Origin of the sequence: Paenibacillus sp. FSL E2-0177, assembly GCF_037992975.1 — a bacterium.
Lineage (GTDB): Bacteria > Bacillota > Bacilli > Paenibacillales > Paenibacillaceae > Paenibacillus_AQ > Paenibacillus_AQ odorifer.
This window is the reverse complement of record NZ_CP150307.1, coordinates 2828110-2851559: the sequence shown is the minus strand read 5'-3', so window position 1 is coordinate 2851559 and position 23450 is coordinate 2828110. Positions and strand designations below refer to the sequence as shown.

Annotated in this window: 19 protein-coding genes; 4 read left to right on the top strand and 15 right to left on the bottom strand. The window is 44.7% G+C overall.

From position 1 onward, the window contains the following. The first annotated feature begins 57 nt into the window (after nt 1-57). Nucleotides 58-2973 (top strand): transglycosylase domain-containing protein, encoded by a 2916-nt coding sequence (locus tag MHI25_RS12660; protein ID WP_076303479.1) that lies wholly within the window; start codon nt 58-60, stop codon nt 2971-2973. Between the two features lie 83 nt (nt 2974-3056). Here MHI25_RS12660 and acsA read toward each other — a convergent pair whose 3' ends face one another. Beyond that, the gene (acsA, locus tag MHI25_RS12655) at nt 3057-4781 is read right to left on the bottom strand and encodes an acetate--CoA ligase (RefSeq protein WP_076129125.1); all 1725 of its coding nucleotides are present in this window, start codon (nt 4779-4781) and stop codon (nt 3057-3059) included. A gap of 159 nt (nt 4782-4940) precedes the next feature. On the opposite strand from acsA, the gene MHI25_RS12650 reads away from it, so the two are divergent. Then, on the top strand, nt 4941-5573 hold the full coding sequence (locus tag MHI25_RS12650; RefSeq protein WP_076303480.1) for a GNAT family N-acetyltransferase: 633 nt from the start codon (nt 4941-4943) through the stop codon (nt 5571-5573). A 3-nt stretch (nt 5574-5576) separates the two neighbouring features. Here MHI25_RS12650 and MHI25_RS12645 read toward each other — a convergent pair whose 3' ends face one another. The 3 genes from MHI25_RS12645 to MHI25_RS12635 form a co-directional block, all read right to left on the bottom strand. After that, the gene (locus MHI25_RS12645; RefSeq protein WP_340395501.1) at nt 5577-6272 is read right to left on the bottom strand and encodes a 5'-methylthioadenosine/adenosylhomocysteine nucleosidase; all 696 of its coding nucleotides are present in this window, start codon (nt 6270-6272) and stop codon (nt 5577-5579) included. A 92-nt stretch (nt 6273-6364) separates the two neighbouring features. Further along, nucleotides 6365-7375: a catabolite control protein A gene (ccpA, locus tag MHI25_RS12640; protein WP_036686140.1), complete on the bottom strand. Its 1011-nt coding sequence runs from the start codon at nt 7373-7375 to the stop codon at nt 6365-6367. A gap of 252 nt (nt 7376-7627) precedes the next feature. After that, nucleotides 7628-8092, bottom strand: a complete 465-nt coding sequence (locus MHI25_RS12635; protein WP_076129122.1) for a hypothetical protein — start codon at nt 8090-8092, stop codon at nt 7628-7630. Nucleotides 8093-8301: 209 nt separating this feature from the next. Between MHI25_RS12635 and MHI25_RS12630 the strand changes: the two genes are divergently transcribed. After that, complete coding sequence (locus MHI25_RS12630) at nt 8302-8826, top strand: type 1 glutamine amidotransferase domain-containing protein (protein ID WP_076189861.1); 525 nt, start codon at nt 8302-8304, stop codon at nt 8824-8826. Nucleotides 8827-8917: 91 nt separating this feature from the next. On the opposite strand, the gene MHI25_RS12625 is transcribed toward MHI25_RS12630, so the two are convergent. The 7 genes from MHI25_RS12625 to aroA form a co-directional block, all read right to left on the bottom strand. Continuing rightward, nucleotides 8918-10318 carry a DUF4179 domain-containing protein gene (locus MHI25_RS12625; RefSeq protein WP_340395500.1) on the bottom strand — a complete coding sequence of 467 codons (1401 nt, stop codon included), beginning with the start codon at nt 10316-10318 and terminating at the stop codon, nt 8918-8920. Further along, complete coding sequence (locus tag MHI25_RS12620; protein WP_094902125.1) at nt 10311-10841, bottom strand: sigma-70 family RNA polymerase sigma factor; 531 nt, start codon at nt 10839-10841, stop codon at nt 10311-10313. Before MHI25_RS12620 ends, MHI25_RS12625 begins: the two co-directional genes overlap by 8 nt. A gap of 176 nt (nt 10842-11017) precedes the next feature. Next, complete coding sequence (gene ptsP, locus MHI25_RS12615) at nt 11018-12787, bottom strand: phosphoenolpyruvate--protein phosphotransferase (protein WP_036686134.1); 1770 nt, start codon at nt 12785-12787, stop codon at nt 11018-11020. Next, nucleotides 12784-14670 (bottom strand): glucose PTS transporter subunit IIA, encoded by a 1887-nt coding sequence (locus tag MHI25_RS12610; RefSeq protein WP_340395499.1) that lies wholly within the window; start codon nt 14668-14670, stop codon nt 12784-12786. The genes ptsP and MHI25_RS12610 overlap by 4 nt, the downstream gene beginning before the upstream one ends. An 834-nt stretch (nt 14671-15504) precedes the next feature. Further along, nucleotides 15505-16173, bottom strand: a complete 669-nt coding sequence (locus MHI25_RS12605; RefSeq protein WP_339190650.1) for a hypothetical protein — start codon at nt 16171-16173, stop codon at nt 15505-15507. Between the two features lie 399 nt (nt 16174-16572). After that, on the bottom strand, nt 16573-17007 hold the full coding sequence (locus tag MHI25_RS12600; RefSeq protein ID WP_076303382.1) for a CoA-binding protein: 435 nt from the start codon (nt 17005-17007) through the stop codon (nt 16573-16575). Nucleotides 17008-17082: 75 nt separating this feature from the next. Then, complete coding sequence (gene aroA, locus MHI25_RS12595; RefSeq protein ID WP_076129118.1) at nt 17083-18375, bottom strand: 3-phosphoshikimate 1-carboxyvinyltransferase; 1293 nt, start codon at nt 18373-18375, stop codon at nt 17083-17085. Between the two features lie 110 nt (nt 18376-18485). Here aroA and MHI25_RS12590 point away from each other — a divergent pair, with 110 nt between their 5' ends. Beyond that, complete coding sequence (locus MHI25_RS12590; RefSeq protein WP_036686126.1) at nt 18486-18791, top strand: rhodanese-like domain-containing protein; 306 nt, start codon at nt 18486-18488, stop codon at nt 18789-18791. Nucleotides 18792-18795: 4 nt separating this feature from the next. On the opposite strand, the gene MHI25_RS12585 is transcribed toward MHI25_RS12590, so the two are convergent. From MHI25_RS12585 to MHI25_RS12570, 4 genes are all read right to left on the bottom strand, one after another. Further along, nucleotides 18796-19344 carry a shikimate kinase gene (locus MHI25_RS12585; RefSeq protein WP_340395498.1) on the bottom strand — a complete coding sequence of 183 codons (549 nt, stop codon included), beginning with the start codon at nt 19342-19344 and terminating at the stop codon, nt 18796-18798. Between the two features lie 144 nt (nt 19345-19488). Next, entirely contained in the window at nt 19489-20904 is a 1416-nt protein-coding gene (gene gndA / locus MHI25_RS12580) for an NADP-dependent phosphogluconate dehydrogenase (protein WP_038570246.1), read from the bottom strand. A 259-nt stretch (nt 20905-21163) separates the two neighbouring features. After that, nucleotides 21164-21760: a hypothetical protein gene (locus tag MHI25_RS12575; protein WP_036686566.1), complete on the bottom strand. Its 597-nt coding sequence runs from the start codon at nt 21758-21760 to the stop codon at nt 21164-21166. 377 nt (nt 21761-22137) lie between these two features. Beyond that, nucleotides 22138-23427 carry an MFS transporter gene (locus MHI25_RS12570; protein ID WP_076183344.1) on the bottom strand — a complete coding sequence of 430 codons (1290 nt, stop codon included), beginning with the start codon at nt 23425-23427 and terminating at the stop codon, nt 22138-22140. Nucleotides 23428-23450 lie beyond the last annotated feature (23 nt).

Sequence of the window (23450 nt, the reverse complement as noted above, 5' to 3'; positions counted from 1 at the left end):
ATTCAAAAACGCCAATTTATGCTATAATAATTCCGTTAAAAGGAGGAATTATCGTCGATGGCTCAAGAGAACAAGAAAAAAAACGCTAAGAAGCCTTCACCCCGCAGATCCGCCCTAAGCAGGTTCGGTTCTGTAGTTAAGTGGATGTTTATTCTTGGAATAATAGGCGTTCTATTTGCCGGTGGTGCTGTAGCAGGCTATGTCGCTTCCATTGTGAAGGATGAACCTGTTCGCTCCGAAGAAATGATTCAGCAGCAGGTCAGTCAAAATGCGATCACCGGATTCGCTTATTTCCGAGACGGCGCACCGATCGGCCAGCTTCGGACAGAAGAAGACCGAAGGCTCATTGAATTCAACGATATCCCCCAGCTTATTATCGATGCAGTTCTCGCTATAGAGGACAATAATTTTAATGAGCATAATGGCGTGGATTTCAAAGGCACCTTGCGTGCCGTCAAACAAAAGCTTCTCAATGAATCCGTTCAGACCGGAGGCAGTACACTCACCCAGCAGCTCGCAAGACGTGTATTCCTGAATCTGGATCGGACAGAAGATCGCAAAGTAAAAGAAATTCTACTTTCTCTTAGATTGGAACGCTTCTTGACCAAACAAGAAATATTAACGGCTTATCTGAATAAGGTTCCTTTCGGCAATGGCTCGAATGGCTACAATGTATTCGGAATTAAAGCAGCAGCCAAAGGGATATTCGGTCTAGACGATCTGGACAAATTGAACGTGGCTCAAGCAGCTTATTTGGCTGGTCTTCCGCAGCTCCCTTCCACTTATTCTGCATTTAATGGCATAGGTGAATTCAACGAAAAAGCTTTCAATAGAGCTATGGACCGTCAACATCTTGTACTTCGTCGTATGCTTGAGGAGAATAAGATCACTACCTCTCAATATGATGAAGCCCTTCAATTTGATATCAAGAGTTCTCTGGCGCCGCACACCAAAAAAGCCTATGCTACCTATCCATATCTGATGATGGAGACTGAGCGTAAAGCATCCGAGATCCTTCTATCATTGAATGAAGAGAAAAATGGCTCAACGGATGCCAATAGCACTACTGACAATGCCGTGTTACTTGAGGAAGCAAGACAGCAGCTCATGACCGGCGGTTATCGAGTCTACACAACCATTGATAAAAAAGTTTACAATGCAATGCATAGTGTTTCTGAAGACAGCAATAATTTTACTAAAGACAGCAAAACCAAAGGTATGGAACAAACGGCTGGCATGTTAATCGACAACAAAAGCGGAGCCATTCTCGGCATGATTGAGGGTCGCGACTTCAATATTGAGCAGATGAATTATGCTACCCAAATGATCCGTCAGCCCGGATCGACCATGAAGCCAATTTCAGCTTATTTACCAGCCTTAGATGCAGGGCTAATTCAGCCTGCCGGGATTGTGGATGACGCGCCAATTATTCTAAAAGACGGCGGAAAAGGATTCCACATTCCTAAGAATGCCAATAATCGCTATCAAGGTCTGGTCACTGCCCGTTACGCACTTAACAAATCGCTCAACTTGCCTGCGCTTAAGCTGTTTAATGAAAAGGTCGGAATAGAGAAATCTTGGGCCTTTACTAAAAAGCTGGGGATCACCACCCTCACAGATGATGATTACAGCGCGCAGACTGGGGTTATAGGTGGTCTCAAATACGGAGTATCCGTAGAAGAGTTAACCAATGCCTATTCCGCTATCGGTAACCAAGGAGCTTTTAATGATGCCTACATGATTGAGAAAATCGTCAATTCAGAGGGCAAAATTATCTATCAGCACAAGGTTAATCCTGAGCAAGTATTCTCTAAGCAAACAGCTTACCTAATGACAGATATGCTGCGAACTGTAATTACAGAGGGTACAGCCAGCACAGTAAAAAGAGAATATAAACACTCTAAAGAAATTCCGATTGTCGGTAAGACTGGATCTACCCAGAATTATGGAGACGTATGGTTTATGGGCTACACTCCTGATGTCACACTGGGAATGTGGGTCGGCTACAAAGAGCAAATCAACACTCTTACGGGAGATACACAAAAACGTCAAGCCCAAACATTATGGGCAAAAGTGTTGAATGCTGTCATTGATAAGCAGCCGGAACTATTCGTCACAGACAAATTTGCACAACCTGAGGGAATTATCAAAAAGACAGTTTCCGCATATAGCGGCAAATTGCCAACATCCCTGACTGATAAATTCACAACGGATATATTTAATACAAAATATGTGCCAAAAGAGAGCGACGACGGGATTTCCAAAGCCAAGTATATTACTTACAAAGGCGTCAATTATATCCCGTTGGAAGGCACTCCAGAGGAGTTCCTAAAGGAAAAAATCGTCGTTAAACGTGAGAAGCCGATACAGGAATTAGTCAAAGAACTCCTGGCTGCCTTCCCTAAGATGAAGGATCATAAATCACTGGAGTATTATATGCCAGCCGATGCCAAGACGGATTTCCCAACAGAAGTTGATCCACGTGTGGACGATGGGGCTTCCCCTGCTGCTCCCGGAAATGTTAACGTCTCTTATAGCACTGGTAAAGCGGTCATCAGCTTCTCCGCTAGCAGCTCGGCAGATGTTGTGGGATACCGCTTATATCGTTCATTAAACGGAGGTTCTTTCCAGAAGCAATCTATACTCATGGCAGATGAGAACAAGGTATTCACACCGGGTACACCTGCAAGTGCTAATGCAACCTTTTATGTAACCGCCGTGGATGTTGCAGGTAATGAGACGGCTTCTGGCAGCGTTGCTGGAGGGATTACACCAACACCAGAAGCAACTCCTACACCTGATCAACAACCTGGTACAGAGGCGCCTACAGAGCCTGAGACGACACCAGGAGACATTATTGAGGATCCAGGTAACATTCTCCCGCTACTACCGACGGAAACACCAGTCGGCGGAGGTAACAGTACTGGGGGCAGTAATAATACCACAGCAGGTAATAATGCAGGGACACGTTAACCCAAAGATCATTAAATAAATTTACACAGCAAAACACCGTTCCCATGAATTCATCCGGGAACGGTGTTTTTTTACAATTCATTCTAATCCTCAATCGTGGATAGATCTCCTGTCGGTAGATGCAGCTCCCATGCCTTCAGTACACGCCGCATAATTTTACCTGATCGTGTCTTCGGAAGTTTATCCTTAAACTCGATTTCTCGCGGGGCAGCATGTGCAGACAGACCCGCTTTGACAAAAGCGGCGATCTCCTCTTTCAAGGCAGCAGTTGGAGTATAACCTTCTCTAAGCGAGATAAAAGCCTTAATAATCTCCCCCCGCACAAGATCCGGTTTGCCGATTACACCCGCTTCTGCCACTGCCGGATGCTCCACTAATTTGCTTTCCACTTCAAATGGACCAATACGCTCACCAGAAGAGTTGATGACATCATCAATTCGTCCCTGAAACCAGAAGTATCCTTCGTCATCCATATAAGCTGAATCGCCAGAAATGTACCAGCCAGGAATCCGGAAATATTCCTCATACTTCGTCTGATTGTTCCAGATCGTTTTCATCATGGATGGCCACGGAGTTTTTATCGCAAGATTCCCCATAGAAAAAGGCGGGAGAACATTTCCCCGGTCATCCAGAATCGCTGCTTCAATCCCCGGTAACGGACGGCCCATCGAGCCTGGTTTGATATCCATTGACGGATAATTACAAATCAATTGTGCCCCTGTTTCAGTCATCCACCAAGTATCATGAATACGCTGATTGTAAAATTTATCTCCCCAACGTACCACTTCCGGATTTAACGGTTCACCAACCGATAGAACATGGCGCAAACTGCTTAAATCAATCCCCTGTAAAGAGTGCTCCCCTGCACCCATCAACATACGAAAAGCTGTAGGTGCGCTGTACCATACAGATACCTTATTCCGTTCGATTGTCTTATACCAATCCTGAGGACTAAAGCGGCCGCCTCTGACTACATTGGTCACCCCGTTTAACCAAGGGGCAAATATGCCGTATGAAGTTCCGGTCACCCAGCCAGGATCTGCCGTACACCAGTATATATCGTCTTGACGTAGATCTAGCACTACTCTACCTGTATAATAATGTTGAATCATTGCTCTATGCACATGATAAACGCCTTTGGGCTTACCTGTAGAACCAGAAGTATAATGCATAATAAGGCCATCGTCCAAATCAAGCCATTCTAAATTAAGATCAGCAGAAACGTTAGCCATCTCTTCTGCGAATCCTAAGTTTCCTTGCTCAATATCAGTTGCTCCACCTACTAGAAAAATATGACGCAGCTCAGGAAGCTCTTCTCGCTTGACCCGATGCAGCAATTCTGGCGTAGTTACCAGCGCAACAGCCCCACTATCCTCCAAACGATCCTTAACTGCTGTTTCCATAAAGGCTTCAAATAAGGGTCCTGCTATGGCTCCGATTTTGAGAATACCTAGCAGACTGAAGTACAGTTCCGGTTGGCGAGGCATAAAAATAAATACCCTATCTCCTTTACCGATGCCATATTTACGCAATACATTTCCGAACCGGTTCGACCGCTCCTGCAGATCGGCAAATGTATAGGATTCTTCCCGTACAGTGTCACTGTAGAGTAGGGCCGTTGCCGCTCCCCGCCCTTCATCCACATGGCGATCAACGGCTTCATAGGCCATATTAACCTTGCCGGTTTCATACCATGAGAAATTACGTTCAACATCCTCCCACTCAAAATTGGCTACTGCCTCCGCATAATCAGACATATTGGAGCTCTGCACACGACCCGGCAAAATTTCGCTATGGACTTGACCCATCACTCTTGCCTCCCTCACTCGTTTGATTTAAGCTTTAAGGGTAAGACTCATGTTTTAAATAATGATGTCAATGCAATGAATGTGAATTTTTTATGTCTGAATTAGTATACCATAGCAAGCGTTTACATACCATTTTTTTGATCTGAAAGGAGCACTGTCATGGAGCATCGCAAAATCCCTATTTCCCATACTCTCTCCTATATGGGTAGAACGATAACCGTGAGCGGACCCCGATCTCCCGAGGAACTTGAAGTCCTGCATATGCATCAGGACCTTGATGCTTTCCGCAGGCCATTAGAGCAGCAAGAGGCGCTCGTAGAGATCGCCAGCTTGCCAGAGGGCCGTGTAATTACCGCAGTAGAGAATGACGTTATAGTAGGCTATGTGACCTTCCATTATCCAGATGAAATGGAGTTATGGTCACAGGGTGGGATGGAGGATCTTATTGAGCTTGGAGCGATAGAGGTGAGTAATGATTATAGAGGGGCCGGACTAGGCCGGCTGCTGATTTCTACTGCTTTTGAGCGGGAGCAATTGGAGAATTGTATTGTTTTTACAACAGAGTATTACTGGCACTGGGATTTAAAAGGCAGTGGGCTGGACGTATGGGCCTATCGCCAAATGATGGAACGGCTGATGAAGACGGTTAATATGGTTTGGTATGCTACGGATGATCCAGAAATTTGTTCACATCCCGCTAACTGCCTAATGGTTCGCATTGGACAAGAGGTGCCCATGTCCTCTCAGGAGACCTTTGACAGAGTACGTTTTAGACAACGCTTCATGTATTGAGCATTAAATATGCTGCAGCATAAATTCTAATATGGAATGCGAGCGTTGTGAAGATTGTACTGTAAATTCCCTGAAATTCACCTCAGCTGATCCATCAGACTTATCTGACATGGAGCGAATGATGACAAAGGGCGTGGCGTTCATATGACAGACTTGGGCAACCGCCGCCCCTTCCATTTCCACACAAACCCCCTCCATTTGCTCTCTTAATTCAGCTACAATCTCCGCATTAGAAATGAATTGATCACCAGATAACACCTTGCCTATCAAGTACTTTTGACCTAGCTCATTGCATGCCTTCTCAGCAAGCTGTACTAGCGCAGGGTCTGCCTGGAAGACGGAAGTCTCCTGATAAGGAATTTCGCCTCTTGCGAACCCAAGCCTCGTAGCATCCATGTCATGTTGTACACATGTAGATGATATAACAATATCTCCAATATTCAATTCAGGATGTACTGCTCCAGCAACCCCCGTAAACAGCACACGGGATACGCCAAAATTATCAATTAGAATCTGAGTCGTAACTGCTGCATTTACTTTACCCACGCCAGATTTACAGAGCACTACGGATTTTCCTAATATGTTTCCTATGTAATATTGTATACCTGCTTTAACTTTTGTCCGCTTGTCCTCCATACCCTCTAGAAGCAGCTTGATTTCTTCATCCATCGCTCCGATTAATCCGATGATTTCACTCACAGTAAATACCTCCTTTGATGATTTATTTAGCAAATAAAAACATAAAAAGCTCCATAAGGAGCTTTTTACGGAATAACTGTTCAGTTCTTAAATTACTTATTCAGATGATTAACCGACAAGCGGAGAATCGTTTCATGAGGCAGGATAACCCGCGGATTCTCAACGGTTTCTTTCTTCATAAGCTTGGTCAAAAGTCTCATCGCAACTGCACCCAAATCGTACATAGGCTGAGCTACAGTTGTTAGCAAAGGACGAACCATCGAAGCCATACGAATATTATCCACACTAATGATGGAGAAATCATCCGGTACCTTCAGACCTTCATCTTGAATACTGTGAATGGCACCAATAGCCATTTCATCCGTTGCCGCAAAAATAGCGGTTGGTTTCTTCTTGAGTCCAAGGAAATACTTCATTGCTTCTACACCAGATTCATAGCGGTAGTTACCGATGCGTACCAAATCCTCTTGGTACTCGATTCCTGCCTGTTCCAATGCTTTCTTGTAACCATGGAAACGTGCATATCCATTTGCAGGATCCTGCAGTGTGCCACTGATCATAGCGATCTCACGATGACCGTGACGAATCAATGTGTTCACAGCATCAAAAGCAGCGGTTTCATGATCGATGTCAACGGAAGGATAAGTTCCCTTCTCATCCCGTGTAGCACATAGAACAATCGGAACTGCAGAAGTCTGGAAAGCTTGAATATGTTCGTCAGTTACTGTACCACCCATGAAGAGCAGACCATCGACCTGTTTCTCCAAAAGGGTATTAATGACACGAATTTCTTTCTCTTTACGCTTATCCGCGTTACACAATATGATATTGTAATGATACATGTTCGCGATATCTTCAATCCCGCGTGCAATTTCTGCAAAAATCGAGTTTGAAATATCAGGGATGACAACCCCAACGGTTGTCGTTTTCTTACTGGCAAGACCTCTTGCCACGGCATTGGGACGATATCCCAAACGTTCAATCGCTTCAAAAACTTTCTTCCGGGTCTGCGGTTTCACGTTAGGGTTATTATTCACAACCCGTGATACCGTAGCCATAGATACGCCTGCTTCTCGAGCTACATCGTAAATGGTTACCGTCAAATTACTCTCTCCATTGCGATAAATTTTATCGTTCGACTAATTAAAAATATGATACGACACTTTGTACATTTGTGCAATGATAACGCTTCATTTTCCTTTCAAAATTTCTTTCAAGGCTGAAAACGTCACCCTGGATTAAAATTGTGACCAGTGCTGGTTAACCTGTCCAAGAGCATCAATAATGTAACTTCTATCTATCGTAACAAAAAGTGAGTGAAAAATCCAACATTCCGTGAAAAATTTTCATTATTTTCACACAATTTTTTTATAATCTTCATTTTCAGTCATTTGGAAGGTTAATTGAGACAATCTTCGACTAGTTTCTTCCATCCAATGCTGGTCTGACAGCTTCTCAGCTAAACGATAGATATCGAGAAGCATATCGACTCGGGTCTGAATCCTCTCTCGGATTATCGTCTCTAGTTCTGATATTCCCCCTATTATAGTTTCTGACAAGGATTCTTTTAATACACTGGCCAATTCATTTCTCTCCGTAAACAAAAAATCTTTTCCCGGATCATCTCCACTGAGTTCTTTTACTAATTTGCCTAGATCTGCTTTAATAAACTGCAAAGGTTCATAACTAGCGCATTCTGGGCAGGTATAGACAGGAACATGAGTAATCTTCATCTTCGTATTAAAAATCAAAGAATGCATATGTAAGTTCATGAGGCCACCACAACTGCACAACTTCTCCATCAAATTATCTTTATACATCTTCTACACCTCTTGCACAAAATTAATAACGCACAAAGTTTGACTTTTTCAACTTCTATATTCGACTCCACTCGATTAAAACCCTCCTTTATTGCATATAATGATTAAATTGGCAATTTGTCTATAATTTACATCCCTAAAGATGACTTCATATTTTAAATTTGATAGAATAATGAAAGAATCATGGGAATCGAAAGGAGCTTAACTAAATGAGACTAGCCGGTAAAAAGGTCATAGCACTCGTAGACGATGAATTTGAAGATTTGGAGCTCTGGTATCCCGTGTATCGGGTGAGAGAAGAAGGTGCCGAGGTTCACTTGGCAGGTCTGGAAAAAGATAAGACGTACATCGGTAAATATGGCGTACCTGCTAAAGCAGAATACTCCTGGGACGAGCTTAATGCCGCAGATTATGATGGGATTTTGGTTCCAGGCGGCTGGGCTCCTGATAAAATCCGTAGATACAGTGCCGTTCTAAAGCTTGTACAGGATTTTAATGCGGCTAAAAAACCGATTGGGCAGATCTGCCATGCAGGCTGGGTATTAATTTCTGCTAAAATTCTGGAAGGTGTAACCGTCACCTCCACGCCAGGCATCCGTGATGACATGGAGAATGCCGGAGCCATCTGGAAGGATGAAGCTGTGGTTACGGATGGACATATCATTTCTGCTCGCCGCCCGCCAGATCTTCCGCCATACGGCAAAGCCTTTTGCGATGCACTAGCTGGGGAATAAACAGTAGGAATATAGTTAAAATCAAACAAGCCCTGTTTCTCACAATTTGAGGAACAGGGCTTTTGATTTGAGGCGTTTAAAATCCAGATGGTTATCTAATCCGCATGGAATCCGTCTCCATGATCATATTTGGATAATTTGTAAACCTAAAAGTCAAAGGTTGAGGCAGCTTTTCTTTGCCTACGTTAAGATAATAAGTTATTGTAGTTCCCTTAGCGTCTTCACGGTATTCTCTATATCTAGAATAACTCTCAGAATCATGTACAAGCCAATGTCCGCTTCCAGCACTATCCACAAAATTATCATCTATCCCAAAACCGGTTGCTTCATGCAACTCCTCAACTTTTTTGGGAATCAATAAATCCAATAATATAATCCCCTTCTCATCGTCCGCGGTCCGTTTAGAAATCGTGAGATAGCTATCAGGTTCCTTCAGAATCTGTTTGGTTTCCGTGTTAATCACTAACTCCACCTTAGATTTATCCAGTGCTGAAATCCCCTCAATTTCAAGCTTGATTGGATCATCGGGTCTCATATTGTCATTTTGGTAAATATTCGAACCACTTGCCCACATTAGTTCTTCTTGATGATCCCCTTTTCCGAGGACGAGCTTAGGTGAAAGCAAACTGAAAATCCTCATTGTATTCTCTCTGCCAAAGGTTTGTCGCATATAAATACCTGTAGGCCCAATATAAACCTGGTCCATTATAATTTTCTGTCCACCGATAGACAGACTATCCTTCAGATCAACGAGCTCTCCTTGAAAATAATTGTTATCAGCTTCCAGTGGAATTTTGACATCCATTTCTTTTATATCCTTGTTATTAAAAACTTGACCAAGAGCATCTGGAAAAAGCGATAGTGTGATATTCAACTCCTCTGGTATCTCATCCTGATATTTATCCCAGATGATTTGCTCATACATACGAGTCGTCCCAGGGGACCCAACCTCTTGTGCATTAGAAGTGCTAAACCCGCTGTATCCACTAAGGTGGTATTTATCCTCTGGAGTCTTTTTCAAAGACAAGCCAAAAAGCCGCATCTTCTGATCCGTATTGTTCTGGATTGTATAAAGCACAGCAATGCCTCTTCGGTCTGCAATGATTCCATTAACAGTCCATGTTATCCCGTCCACCTCAGGAGAAGAGATATTTACCTCCTTCATCATTCCCGCATCAAGTGCTGATTTAATCGTCAGATTATTAGCAATAACGGGTCTAAACACTTCAAGCTGACCCCAGCTTTTTGGAGGTAATTGCGAACGTACGGGATTTATCATCTGATTTGCCCAAGGCACAATTATAAGTAAGGCGAATGCCAAGACTACCAATACAACAACAGCGTACTTTTTTCTAAAAGACAAACGTGAACGGTTCCCTTGCTGCATCCCCTTGCGGATCGCGGTGTCCAGTTTTACATCCAGAATTTCTTCTGCCTCCGCATCGATTTTCTGAAAATAATCTTTAAGCAGCTTCTCTTCAGACTCAGCCATAAAATAGCTCCCCCTTCCGCTTCATTTTGTCACGCAGTTGTTTTAATCCTTTATTCAGCCATGTCTTCACTGTGCCCTCTGGTTTATCCAGCACCTCTGCAATCTCGGCAAGGGTCATATCCTTGTAATATTTGAGCACCAGCACTTGGCGATATTTGGGTTTCACTCCATCCAGCGCTTGTTCCATGTCCAGTCTGCGGTCACTTTTCATCTCCATGATCCCCTCATCACTTCGAGCAGCTTCTGCGACTGTATTCCTCTTTCGGCGCTTCAGCTCATCATTACAGCAATTAATCAAAATACGTGTTAACCAAGGAGCGAAACGCTCCGCATCTTTTAAGCTTTTTCGTTTAATCCATGCACGGCAGGTGGCCTCCTGCAAAACCTCCAGCGAATCCGCTTCATTTCGCAAATAGCTGTAAGCAATGCTATAAAGTTTTCTTTTCTGTCCAGCCACTTGCTCATAAAACAGCTCTTCGTCCGTAGCGGCCATTTCCATTTCGTCATTTATAATGTGATCCATTTTCGGCCTGCCTCCCCCCTTGCCTTTATATCTAAATCGGTTCTGTGTAACTCTCTATGTATTGACTGCGCCGCAGGGCAAACGGTTTTGTTTTTTTAAAGTATGGCATAAATAAAGAAAAAGGCTCGGCAAAAATGCCGAACCTTGTTATGAATTGAATAAAAGTTACAGTAACTTTAGGATGAGGCTTTCTCCTGTAGTTCCCCGCTTGATCCAAGTGTAAGACCACTTTTTTGTGCAAACGCAGTTAACATTTCTTCCGTCTCTGAGCTTGTACGATGGTGGAAACACGCTTTGGCGATTCTTTTGGCATCCTTGGCCAATGTGTTCAGTGTGCGGTGTTTAACCTTCAGCAGCGCCTGCGGCGACATGCTGAGATCTCTAATTCCCAGCTCCAGCCAAAGAGGCAAAGAACGCTCATCCGCCGCCATTTCACCACATACACTGATATCAATCTTGGCATTACGTGCCGCTTCTACCGTCATACGGATCATTCGCAGAACCGCTGGATGGTACGGATGATACATATGAGCAATTTGTTCATTCATACGGTCTACCGCTAACACATATTGAACCAAATCATTAGTGCCGATACTGAAAAAGTCAACTTCCTCAGCCAGTAAATCAGCAATCATAACCGCCGCCGGAACTTCAATCATAATACCCACAGGAAGATTCCGGTTAAAAGGGATATCTCGTTGCTCCAGCTCAGCTTTCACTTCTTCTAAAACAGCTTTTGCCGCCTGCACTTCCTCTACGGAAGAAATCATTGGAAACATTAACTTTACATTCCCGTATGCACTTGCCCGCAAAATGGCACTTAGCTGGGTTTTGAACATATCTAATCGGTCCAAGCTGATGCGAATCGCCCGGTAACCAAGGAAAGGATTCTGCTCTTCAGGCAGCTGGATATAATCCAACTGCTTGTCCCCGCCAATATCCAGCGTACGAATCACTACAGTGTTATTGCCCACCTTCTCGACAACCTGTTTATACACTTCAAATTGTTCATCCTCAGTTGGAAAAGATCTGCGGTCCATATAAAGAAACTCCGTACGGAACAGGCCTACGCCTTCAGCTCCATACTTAAGCGCTATGTTGAGTTCTTTAACTGAACTGATATTGCCGGCAAGTCGCAGGTTCACACCATCCTTGGTAACAGCCTCCACGGTGGCGAGCAGTTCCAGTTGCTCTTTCTTTTTATGCTGTTTATCCCGAATCGCTACGTATTCATTTATCGTAAGTTCATCTGGATGGATTTGTACAGATCCGGTATCACCGTCGATCACAAGCATGTCCCCGGTCTGAATAGGATTAGACAGATTATTCTCCAAGCCTGCTACAAGAGGAATGCCTAGCGCACGAGCCATAATGGAGGAATGTGAGGTTTTACCGCCCATCATAGTGACAATACCTAGAACATAAGTTGGATTCAAGTGAGCTAGCTGGGAAGGAGACAACTCCTTCGCAACAAGAATATATGGCTGTGTATCCGATGGTAACGTAACCTCTGGAGCACCTAAAAGATGTTTTAAAAGACGGTTTCCGACATCCTTGATATCCACCGCCCGCTCCTTCATGTACTCATCGTCTAGCAGATCAAACATCGCTACAAAATGATCAATTGCTTCTTTCACAGCTACTTCTGCCGCCTTGTACTGGCGCTCAATGATCCCGCGGATTTCACTCATGAACACAGGATCATCTAAGATCGCCAGATGAGCATCAAAAATACTCGATTCCTCCGGACCCACCACTTCTCTGAACTCTTTTTTGATGAATTCAATCTCGTCCTTAGAGGTACGGATACCTTCGTATAAACGCTCAAACTCCTTAGCTAGATCCACTGGGTTCACTTGTGTATCCGGTAAGCTCCATTCCCAGTTCGGCAAGACAAAGGCCTTCCCGATAGCTACACCTGCTGCTGCGCCTATGCCTTGTATCATCCTTCAATCCCTCCAACGTTACTTTCGTGTAAGACTACGGACATTACTGATGATTGCCCCTTTTTAACATTTTTAAATGGAGCATAGCTCCATGATTTGACTCGATCAGGATTCGTGATCACCATCGGTGTAGCCAATGAGGCCGCATGTTCACGCAAATAAGCGAGGTCGAATTTAACTAGCAATTGACCTGGCTCCACGCTGTCGCCTTCTTTTACAACCGCCTCAAAGGGTCCCTTGAGCTGTGAAGTGTCGATCCCTATATGCATGAGTACCTCCAACCCTTCCGGCGTCGAAATACCCACGGCATGCATTGTAGGATAGATGTGCATGACTTTCCCGAATACGGGTGAAGTAAGTTCCCCTTTTTCCGGCAAAAATGCAACACCATCGCCCACTAGCTTAGCCGCAAAAATGTGATCAGGCACTTCCTCAATGGGCATCATTCTACCCTGCATTGGCGAACTGAACAGCACCTGCGGTAAATCACGAAGCATAAGCTTATTAATCTCCTCGCGGATCAGTTCTGAATACGTGCCAAATACTACCTGGACATTTCCGCCGCCCAGCTTGATAATCCCAGCAGAACCTAAACCTTTAAGCGCTCCAGTATCTATATATCGGTCATTATGAACGGTAAGCCGCAGACGGGTGATACAGGACTGCACTTGTACAATATTCTCCTTGCCTCCAAGCGCCTCTAAGATTAGCGGTGCCTGATAAGGGATATTGCCGGCCCAATCTCCAAGCTCTGAACCTTCTTCACGCCCCGGTGTCGGGATCTGAAAACGGCGAATCGCCCAGCGAAATAAATTATAGTATACAATCCCGTAGCCGATACCAATCGGAATCAGCAGCCAAGCCCTCTGTGACAAATGCATGTTCAAGAAGAAATCGATGGCTCCAGCCGAATAGGAGAACCCGTGATGGATTCCCAGCATGTAGGTCAACACCATAGCGAGACCGGACATTACAGTATGTACCGCGAACAAATACGGAGAAGCAAATAAAAATGCAAATTCGATCTGCTCCGAAACCCCGGTCAGAAAACAAACCAACGCCGCCCGCACAAAAGTCTTTTTAATCTTGGGCTTCAAATCCTCGCGCGCTTCCTGAATAATTGCAAAAGCAATGGCAGGCAGCGCAAACATCATAATCGGAAACAACCCCGCCATAAAAATCCCAGCCGTTGGATCGCCTGCAAAAAAACGCGGCAAATCCCCCTGAACCACAGCACTGCCATCAGGAGTCGTAAAATTCCCAAATTGAAACCAAAACACATTATTAAGAATATGATGTAGTCCAAAAGCGGTCAGAACCCTATATAGGACCCCATAGATAAAAACGCCAAACCCGCCCGTCTGCAATATTCCCTGAAAAAGATTATCCAGCCCTATCTGCAGCAGCGGAGATATTCCTAACATTACCCATGCGAACCCGGCAGAAAACAAGCCCATGAACAGCAAAACAAAACGCGACCCTCCAAAAAACTGGATCGCCTCTGGAAGCTTAATATTTTTAAACCGGTTTTGCGCGACACCGGCAACGATCCCCAGCAAAATTCCGATTAGTGTTGCAGGTTGTACAAGCCCGTCTCCCATTTGGGTGACAATTCGGTCGTAAGTGAACATCCCAGCCAGCGCTGCAAGACCCGCTGTTCCGGCTTGATTGGATAACCCCCATGCTACACCTACAGCGAACAAATAAGGCATATAATAAAATATTGCCTGCCCCGCGTAAGTAGCCACTTCAGACACCGAAGAAAGTCCCCATGCAGACCAAGGTAAGCTGCCCAAACTCAGCAAAATGGCTGCCGCCGGCAGTACCATGGTAGGAAGCATTATGGCTCTGCCCAATTGCTGCAATGATCCGAGCCAATTCAAGGCTACCCTCTCCTTTCTTTCTATATTGAATGGTAAGCGCTGCGGGGATTTTTGTCAAAAGAAACTCATGAGATCTTCACGTTACATTTTTAAAACAAATATTCTCACATTCCACTAAACATTTATTCATTAGTATCCATAGAACGGCTGGTATTTACGTGAAGCTGATGAATACTACAGAGTTAGAATCGAGTTTAAGTGTACTTTGTGCAACTATTCATATCGACGTTACTCTGAGCACCTTTTTAACTGCACTTCATACAACTATTTTTAGTGATTTTCCACTTCATCTAATCTTTGATGCGTTCTAAGTGTACAAAGTGCAACTATTTCGCATTTAGATGGCTATTTCGGCGATTTAGTTGTATAAAGTGCAATTATTCCCTTGTGCAGCTATCGTATAGATGTCCCTAGCATACCTGGTCTGATCAGATCAGGTATGCTTTGGTCTGATTTGATCTGATCTGATTTGGTCTGGTCTGGTCTGGTCTGGTCTGGTCTGGTCTGGTCTGGTCTGAACTGATCTGATCTCAGAGCATTCGCTTCATAACATCGAACTTTTCTCCCCCATTAACTATCTCCAACACCCTAAACTCACAGTTAGGAATTCCACCTTAGTTTAAGTGTACTTTGTGCAACTATTCATATCGACGTTACTCTGAGCACTTTTTTAACTGCACTTTATACAACTATTTTTAGTGATTTTCCACTTCATCTAATCTTTGATGCGTTCTAAATGTACAAAGTACAACTATTTCGCATTTAGATGGCTATTTTAGCGTTTTAGTTGTATAAAGTGCACTTATTCCCTTTCCCAACCTCCTAAAGATCTTCTTACCACATTTGATCTGGTCTGAGAGCCTTCACCTCATAATACCGAATTCTTTCTCCCTGATTAACCGGCTTCAGCAACCCCTTCTCACTTAATGATTGCAGCAATCGACGCGCCGTACGGAAATTAATGCAGAAATGCATGGCCACATCCTTTGGACGAACCTGTCTACCGAGACGCCAAGCGAAACGCAGAACCTCTTTTTCCTCAGATAAAATAGCTACGCTAGCAGATTTACGCGCCAAGTAAGGCGCCAGCACCAGTTGTAACAGCATCCGGCAGACCTCGGGACGTTGCTGGATATCATCAAAAGAAAAATGAATCATCCTCCAGCCCATCCCAGTCAAAAAAGTGTCCCGATTTACTGAATAGTTGAATTTCTCGCGGTCCATATCTTTCACATGGCTTTGATATCCATCACACTCGATCCCAAAGCTGCTGCCCGTCTGTGGAAGATAAGCAAAGTCCAGAAATTGTGATTTGCGATTCCAGTCATATACTTCGTATTCTGGATGCAAATCGTCTAGGGACTCAAACATAGGCCACCATACATTCTGCAAAAATAGCTTTTCCGCAAAATTATGTCCTCTAACCAGTCTCCCTCTTCTTTCACCTGTTCTTGATTTCATATGCTGGTCGATAAACAAACCATGCGCTTCTTCAAACTCCATAACCTATAGCCTCCCCTACAAAATAAAAAAACGCCCTTCACCGCAAAAAGCGGTTAAAGGACGTTCTTCGTCTAATCTCATTATAACTAGCTCAACAGGCGATTTGCATTAGAAATCGCACCATGCGTTACACAATACCACTTATTTTGGCTAAACTTAATCATCTAAGTTTGCATTAGCCACAGCATCATAAATTTAAACCTAGTTAGTTTATTTCACCTTTGCTCGTTCTCGCCAGTTTGCTCATTCTTCACCAGCTAGTTCGTTCTTCACCAGTTAGTTCGTTCTTCGCCAGCTAGTTCGTTCTTCGTCATTTCCTTGTTACGTCCGTTGGTCAACGCTAACTATAATCACTACACATTTAACTCGGTGTTTAGTTTAACAGTTATATAACCGAACCTACTGCCGGCTACGACCATGCATTGTGATCGCTTCTTCGACCTTGATGCAGCGGTCCATAATGGCGATCATACCGTGCTCAGCGGCAATTTCAGCGGCTTCCGCGCTAACTATACCCTGCTGGAGCCACAGCACACGTGCGCCAATGTCAGCTGCCTCCTGCGCGACCTTTGCGCAGTGTTCGCTTCGACGGAATACATTGACGATGTCCACTGGATCTGGAATTTCAGCTAAAGTGTGATAACACTTTTCACCCAGGATCTCCCCGTCCACCGTTGGGTTAACGGGGATGATCCGATATCCCCGGCTTTGCATGGCGCCCGCGACCATATAAGAGGTACGATCTGTTTTGTCTGATAAGCCGACAACAGCAATGTTACCTGCGGAAGCAAGAATATCTCCGATCTGCTCCCGACTTGGATTCTCAAAGCTCATAAGTAGTGCCCCTTTCCATAATTACACTTAATGATCCTTGTTTAACTGAAGCTAGATACGCTAGCTCCCTTATTCCTATTGTACCCACTCCACATTCGCACCAAGCGCACGCAAGTGATCAAAATATTGCGGATAAGATTTTGCCACATGATGTGCATCCTTAATCAAAAGAGGTTGACGCGCACGCAAGCCTACTACGGATAGTGCCATAATTACGCGGTGATCATAATGCGCATTAATGGTGACTCCGCCTTCGACACCTTCGGGCATGCCGTGAACAATAATCTCATCGCGGCGTTCTTCTACCTTGGCTCCGGCACGGGTTAACTCTGCCAAGTAATCGGTAATGCGATCACATTCCTTATAGCGCAAATTCTCAACATTGTAGAATCGGGAGGTACCTTCTGCAAATACTGCAGCAGCCACCATGGCCAGTACCGCATCGGTTGCAGCATCTCCATCGAATTCAACAGCTTTTAGGATACCGTTCCCTTGGACATGTACTGTACCCTCTTCATGTGTAAGAGGAACTTCCATCATCCGCAGCACATCAACAATGGCTCTTTCACCTTGTTTACTTTGTTCTGCAAGACGGTGAATTTTCACATCCGACTTTGTAACGGCAGCCGCCGCAAGGATTGCCGCAGAGCCTGGGTAGTCACCTTGAACAGTATATGATTTAGCTGCATAAGCTTGACGACCGGGAACTTTAAAGGACATGTAATCATCCGCAGCGTGCACCACAATACCTGCCTGCTCCAACACTTCCAAGGTCTGGCCCACGACAACCTTCGATTTCAAATCATCGAGGACAATAATTTCACTATCTTCTTCAAGCAATGGCGTCAGAAATAGCAGAGCACTTAGGAACTGGGAGCTTACTGCACCAGAGACAGTAATTCTGCCTCCAACCGGTTTACCCCCACGGATCGTGATCGGCAGTTTCCCTTCATTATGCTCAACCTGAACACCTAACTGTTCCAATGACACAATCAAGTCGTCATGCGGACGTTTGCCCAATGAGTCTGGATACGTATTTACAAAAGTAACCTCAGGACTTAACGCGGCCACAGCCATAAGAAAACGCAGCACCGCTCCGGCATTTCCTACATTAAGTTCTTTAACATCTTTTGGGTGACGTCCGAAGCCTTGAATCACAATTTTTTCCTCATCTTCTGTAAGCACAGCACCCAAATCTGCTATGCAGCGGCGGATCGCATCGCTATCCTCACTATGTGCAGGATGATAAATCGTACTTACTCCTTCAGACAATGCCGCAACCAGCAGATAACGTGTCGTATAGTTTTTGGAAGAGAGGGCTCCAAATTCTCCTTGCAGAGATGGCGTTGGCCTAACAATAACGTCCATAATATAAACTCTCCTTAGTAGATGTAGTGGGTATGTAATGCTTGTTTGACAGGGTATTCTGTTCTTGTGTTATCATTAAACCATTCTTCTGATGAAAAGAGGTCAAACCCATGCATAATGTACCACAAATCACACCGCAAGAATTACGGCAGTGTATAGAGACAGGTGAAGACCTTGTACTCATCGATGTTCGCGAAGACGAAGAGGTGGCCTTTGGGATGATTCCCGGTGCACAACATATCCCTATGGGAGAAATTCCGCACCGTACTGAAGATATTCCAAGCGATGCCAAAGTGATCTTCATTTGCCGTTCCGGTGCCCGCAGCCAACGTGTCTGCGAATATCTACAGCAATTTGGTTATAACGCTGCGAACCTTAGCGGCGGTATGATTGAATGGAATGAGACACTCTCTTAAAAGCTCAACCGCGGTAATGCATTAAAATATGTTGCGACACTTCTGCCGCAGTCAGTCCCGTTGTATCGACCGTGTAATGCGCGAATAGGTATGCATCCTGGCGATCTTCCATGATTCGTCTGACCCGTTCTTCTGCATTGCCGGCGAGCAGCGGACGATTCTCATCCCCGCTAACACGTGCAATAATCTCTTTCTCAGTTGCCGTTAGCGCAACTACATGCCCTTTACTCAGCATTAAGGCTGTATTTCCCGGCGCCAATACCGCGCCTCCACCAGTGGATATTAATTTATTCTCAGACTCTAGCATTTGCTTTAGAACCGCAGTTTCTACGCTTCGAAAGTATTCCTCACCATCTTCTGCGAAGATTTCTGCAATGCTTCTGCCTTCAGTCTCAATAATGACATGATCCAAATCAACCAGCTCATAGCCCAGCTCCTCGGCCAAAATAGCACCAACAGTTGACTTACCAGTCGCCATCATCCCTACTAAAATAATGTTTTTGTTCTTATCTTCCTGACTCATCGTTTTTAGTTCTTCTGTATCCCCAGCCATGACTATCCTCCAACCGCGATATTTGTCATATCATAACACAGGGTCAAAACATTAGACAATCCGCTTCTTCCAGTAAAAAAAGACCCGAAAGGCTCCCCATTTCTGGTGAAGCCGTCCGGGCCGCTTGTCATACAGTCAATTAGATTATTCCGCTGCCATCCAGTTGTGGTGGAAGACGCCTTCTTTGTCCACACGTTTGAAGGTGTGAGCGCCAAAGTAATCACGTTGAGCCTGAAGCAAGTTAGCAGGCAAACGTTCTGTACGGTAGCTGTCATAGTAAGCCAATGCGCTGGAGAATCCAGGGACTGGAACACCCAAAGTTACCGCAGAAGCAATGACTTTACGCCATGCGGATTGGTAATTGTCCATAACATTCTTGAAGAAAGGATCAAGAAGCAGGTTCTTAAGCTCCGCATTGTTCTCATAAGCATCTGTGATGTTTTGTAGGAAACGGGAACGGATAATGCAGCCGCCGCGCCAGATTTTAGCCAGCTCGCCATATTTCAGATCCCAACCATATTCGTCGGAAGCTACGCGAAGTTGAGCGAAACCTTGCGCGTAGGATACGATTTTGCTCGCGAACAATGCTTTACGCACGTTCTCGATGAATTCGGCTTTGTCGCCTTCAAATGTTGTTGCTTCTGGTCCGTTAAGCACTTTGCTTGCTTCTACGCGCTCATCCTTCATAGCAGACAGGAAGCGGGAGAATACGGATTCGGTAATCATGGACAGAGGTACACCAAGATCTAGTGAGCTTTGGCTTGTCCATTTACCAGTACCCTTTTGGCCAGCAGAATCAAGGATAACGTCAACCATAGGTTTGCCGGTTTCTTCGTCATATTGAGCAAAGATATCAGTAGTGATCTCGATCAGGTAGCTGTCGAGCTCGCCGCTGTTCCACTCTTTGAAAATATTGTGAAGTTCTTTTGCATCCAGACCTAGAACATCTTTCAACAACTGATAAGCTTCACAGATCAATTGCATATCACCATATTCGATACCGTTGTGCACCATTTTAACATAGTGTCCTGCACCGTCAGGTCCGATATATGTACAGCAAGGCTCTCCGTCCACTTTGGCTGAGATTGCCGTTAGGATAGGCTCTACAAGTTTATACGCACTTTCTTGACCACCTGGCATAATCGAAGGACCTTTAAGAGCACCTTCTTCACCACCGGAAACTCCAGTACCGATAAAGCGGAAACCTTTTTCTTCCAGCTCTTTACTACGACGAACTGTATCAGGGAAGTAAGCATTCCCTCCGTCGATAATGATGTCGCCTTGATCAAGATGCGGCAGCAGTTGCTCGATGGTAGCATCAGTAGCTTTACCAGCTTGAACCATGATCAGAATTTTGCGCGGTGTTTCCAGCGAAGCTACAAATTCCTCAACGGAAAATGTGCCTACGAGGTTTTTACCTTCCGCTTCAGCAAGAAGATCATGTGTCTTCTCCGGGGAGCGGTTGAATACGGATACGGAAAAACCTTTGCTTTCGATATTTAGAGCCAAATTCTTGCCCATTACCGCCAAGCCAATAACGCCGATTTGTTGTTTTGCCATCTGGTCCTCCACCCTTTGCACCCTATATTTTTGTGAAATCCATTTCTCGCAGTATAAGAATACCACCCTTTATCAGAGACAGCAAAGCCTGCCCTGCGAATAGAGATCAATTTCATTGACAAATTCAGTCTAAGAAATGATCACAATGACTATTTTAACGTTTTTAACGTCAGAAGTGAACCCCTGTCTGCAAGTTCCAATACAAATATAAGACACCCCGATGAACGGGGTGCCTTGAAAGAACATTTGCGGCACTTGCTTACCATTCTAACATAAACAATTCCTTGGTCAAAAAGGCAAGCTCAGCTCGACATTTGTCCGCGCGAACCGTATCTCCAGCTTTTAGTGCATCATTTAACCGATCCAACTGTTCATCCACTTCAATTCTCCGCTGGCGAACCCGTTCTTCCCCTTCAATAGAATAAAAGAGTCTTGTCAGCTCCTCATCTGTGAGCATAGGTCCCTTCTGATATAACACACGCTGCTGATAACCAGAAATTTCAACTAGGCGAATCACTTCGCCAAACAAAATATTTTCAATAATAATCTGCCGATCCCGGAAACGTTTAACGATTGCATGCCCGCGCATATCCCCAATTAATTTCTCCATCCACTCTGACAAGCGAGCATCACGGATCATATAATCGCCCACAAGCTTATAGCCGTCTTTAATCCTTTGAAACCGCAATTTCACTAACTTACGACCCGTACGGACCGAAATCACAAAGACCTGTTCATTCTCGCTCCAATATAGGGAATAACCTTCTTGAATCAAATCCTTGATCAGGTCCTGGATATGCTGTCTGTCGAACCGCAGTTCCAGGTTACAATACTCCACCTCGTCGTTTTTGTTCACGGCACTCCCCCCTAACAGCTTCACATCTGTAAAGCCAACCTTCATTAGTTCAATTCCAGAGTAATCATGGCTGCCGGACCTCTTCTTGAGTTAACTTCCTTTTTGCGTTCGTCTTAATCTTATTTTATACTTCAGTTTATGTAGCGGTAACTTGGTTTATTGACTATTTTTACCCGCAACAGCCTTTCTCCAAACGCTGATCGAGAATTTTAATGCCTTTTAGTCCTTTTGGAGCATAAACGTTCTAGTCCTTCAGCTGCACAGTGTCATACAGAAGACCTTCGAAACTTACTTCCGTTATATCGTATATCCTTCTAATTTTCTAAAAAGCCGCTGATTTACCGGATCATTCTCCGGTTATCAGCGGCTTTTTTTCCTCAGCTAGTCTTAAATTTCTGTTTCGTTCTATGCACGATAAGCAGATGCAGCCCGAAGAGCAGCAACATTACAATAGCACTTGCCAGGAATGGGACACCATGTCCTACATGATCCCATAATCTACCTGACAATACTGGCCCCGCTACCATTCCTGAGCCTTGGAGTGTCAAGAACAGCCCCCAGACCGTCCCTCGTTCCCCCTTAGGAACTTGCTTAGCCAGAAAGGCATTCCATGCCGGGAGGATAAGCGCGTAGCTTATACCGACCAGCGCAACCGCGATAAAGGCAAGTGGCAGCCAGCGAACCTGAGAGAAAAAGGCCAGCGAAAAGGCAGCTAACAAAAAACCTATATTCAGAAACACCGTTGTCCCTATACGGTCCACCAGCTTACCTGCGGGAATAAGTGCAAGAACTGTAATCCCTCCCCCTGCAATGAGGAGCAAACTGAATTGATTGGGACTAACATGCAGCTCTGTACGTGCAAACAAGGTAACTACAGGTGTCATCAAGCCAATGGCGAAGGCCTGTAGGAACAACGCCGGGTACAGCCATCTGCTGACTTTCAGGGTAGTTCTCACCTGATGCAGCGTTCTTTTTATACTTTCTAACGGACTAAGCTTTTTACGCTCCATTGCTCCGCCAAGTCCATGCATGTCCCTCACGACAGCATGAGACCCGCTAGAAGAGATTCGTTTAGGTAAGAAAAGGGCTACTACAACTACAGCGGCAGCACAACCTAACAAGACTAGAAAAGCTACGTGATAGCTTTGTCCACCCTGATCCATTAAAAAATTCACAACAATTGGACCGATTCCTGTTCCTGCGAGAGAAGCCATCTCAACAGCGCCCATGGCCGCACCACTGCTGCCGCTTTTGGTTGATCCGGCCAGCTCGGTAATCCCGGTCATCACACATGGCCAAAGCGGTGAGGTCCCGATCCCAAGAATGAGACAGGCGATGGATAACGCAACGGCCGTTTTGGCATAGATGATCAAACCAATGGCTACTAGAATCAGCAGCAATGCACTTGTCATCGTCCAGCGGAACCCTATGCGCTCCATAACCCAGCCTGAAGGACTGCGGAAGACGTTGTCCCCCAAATACTGTAGGGCAAAAGCGAATCCCACTACTGTCACCGACAGCCCCAGTATATTCTCCATATACACTGGCAATAAGGCAACAAGCAGCGAACCTTTAACAAATTCAACTAAAAAAATAATTACCCACATCTCAACAATAAATGGTGATGCTAAACTAATATTCATCCGTTGTTCAGCTTTCGTGGACATTCTATCACATCCAAATCCTAGTA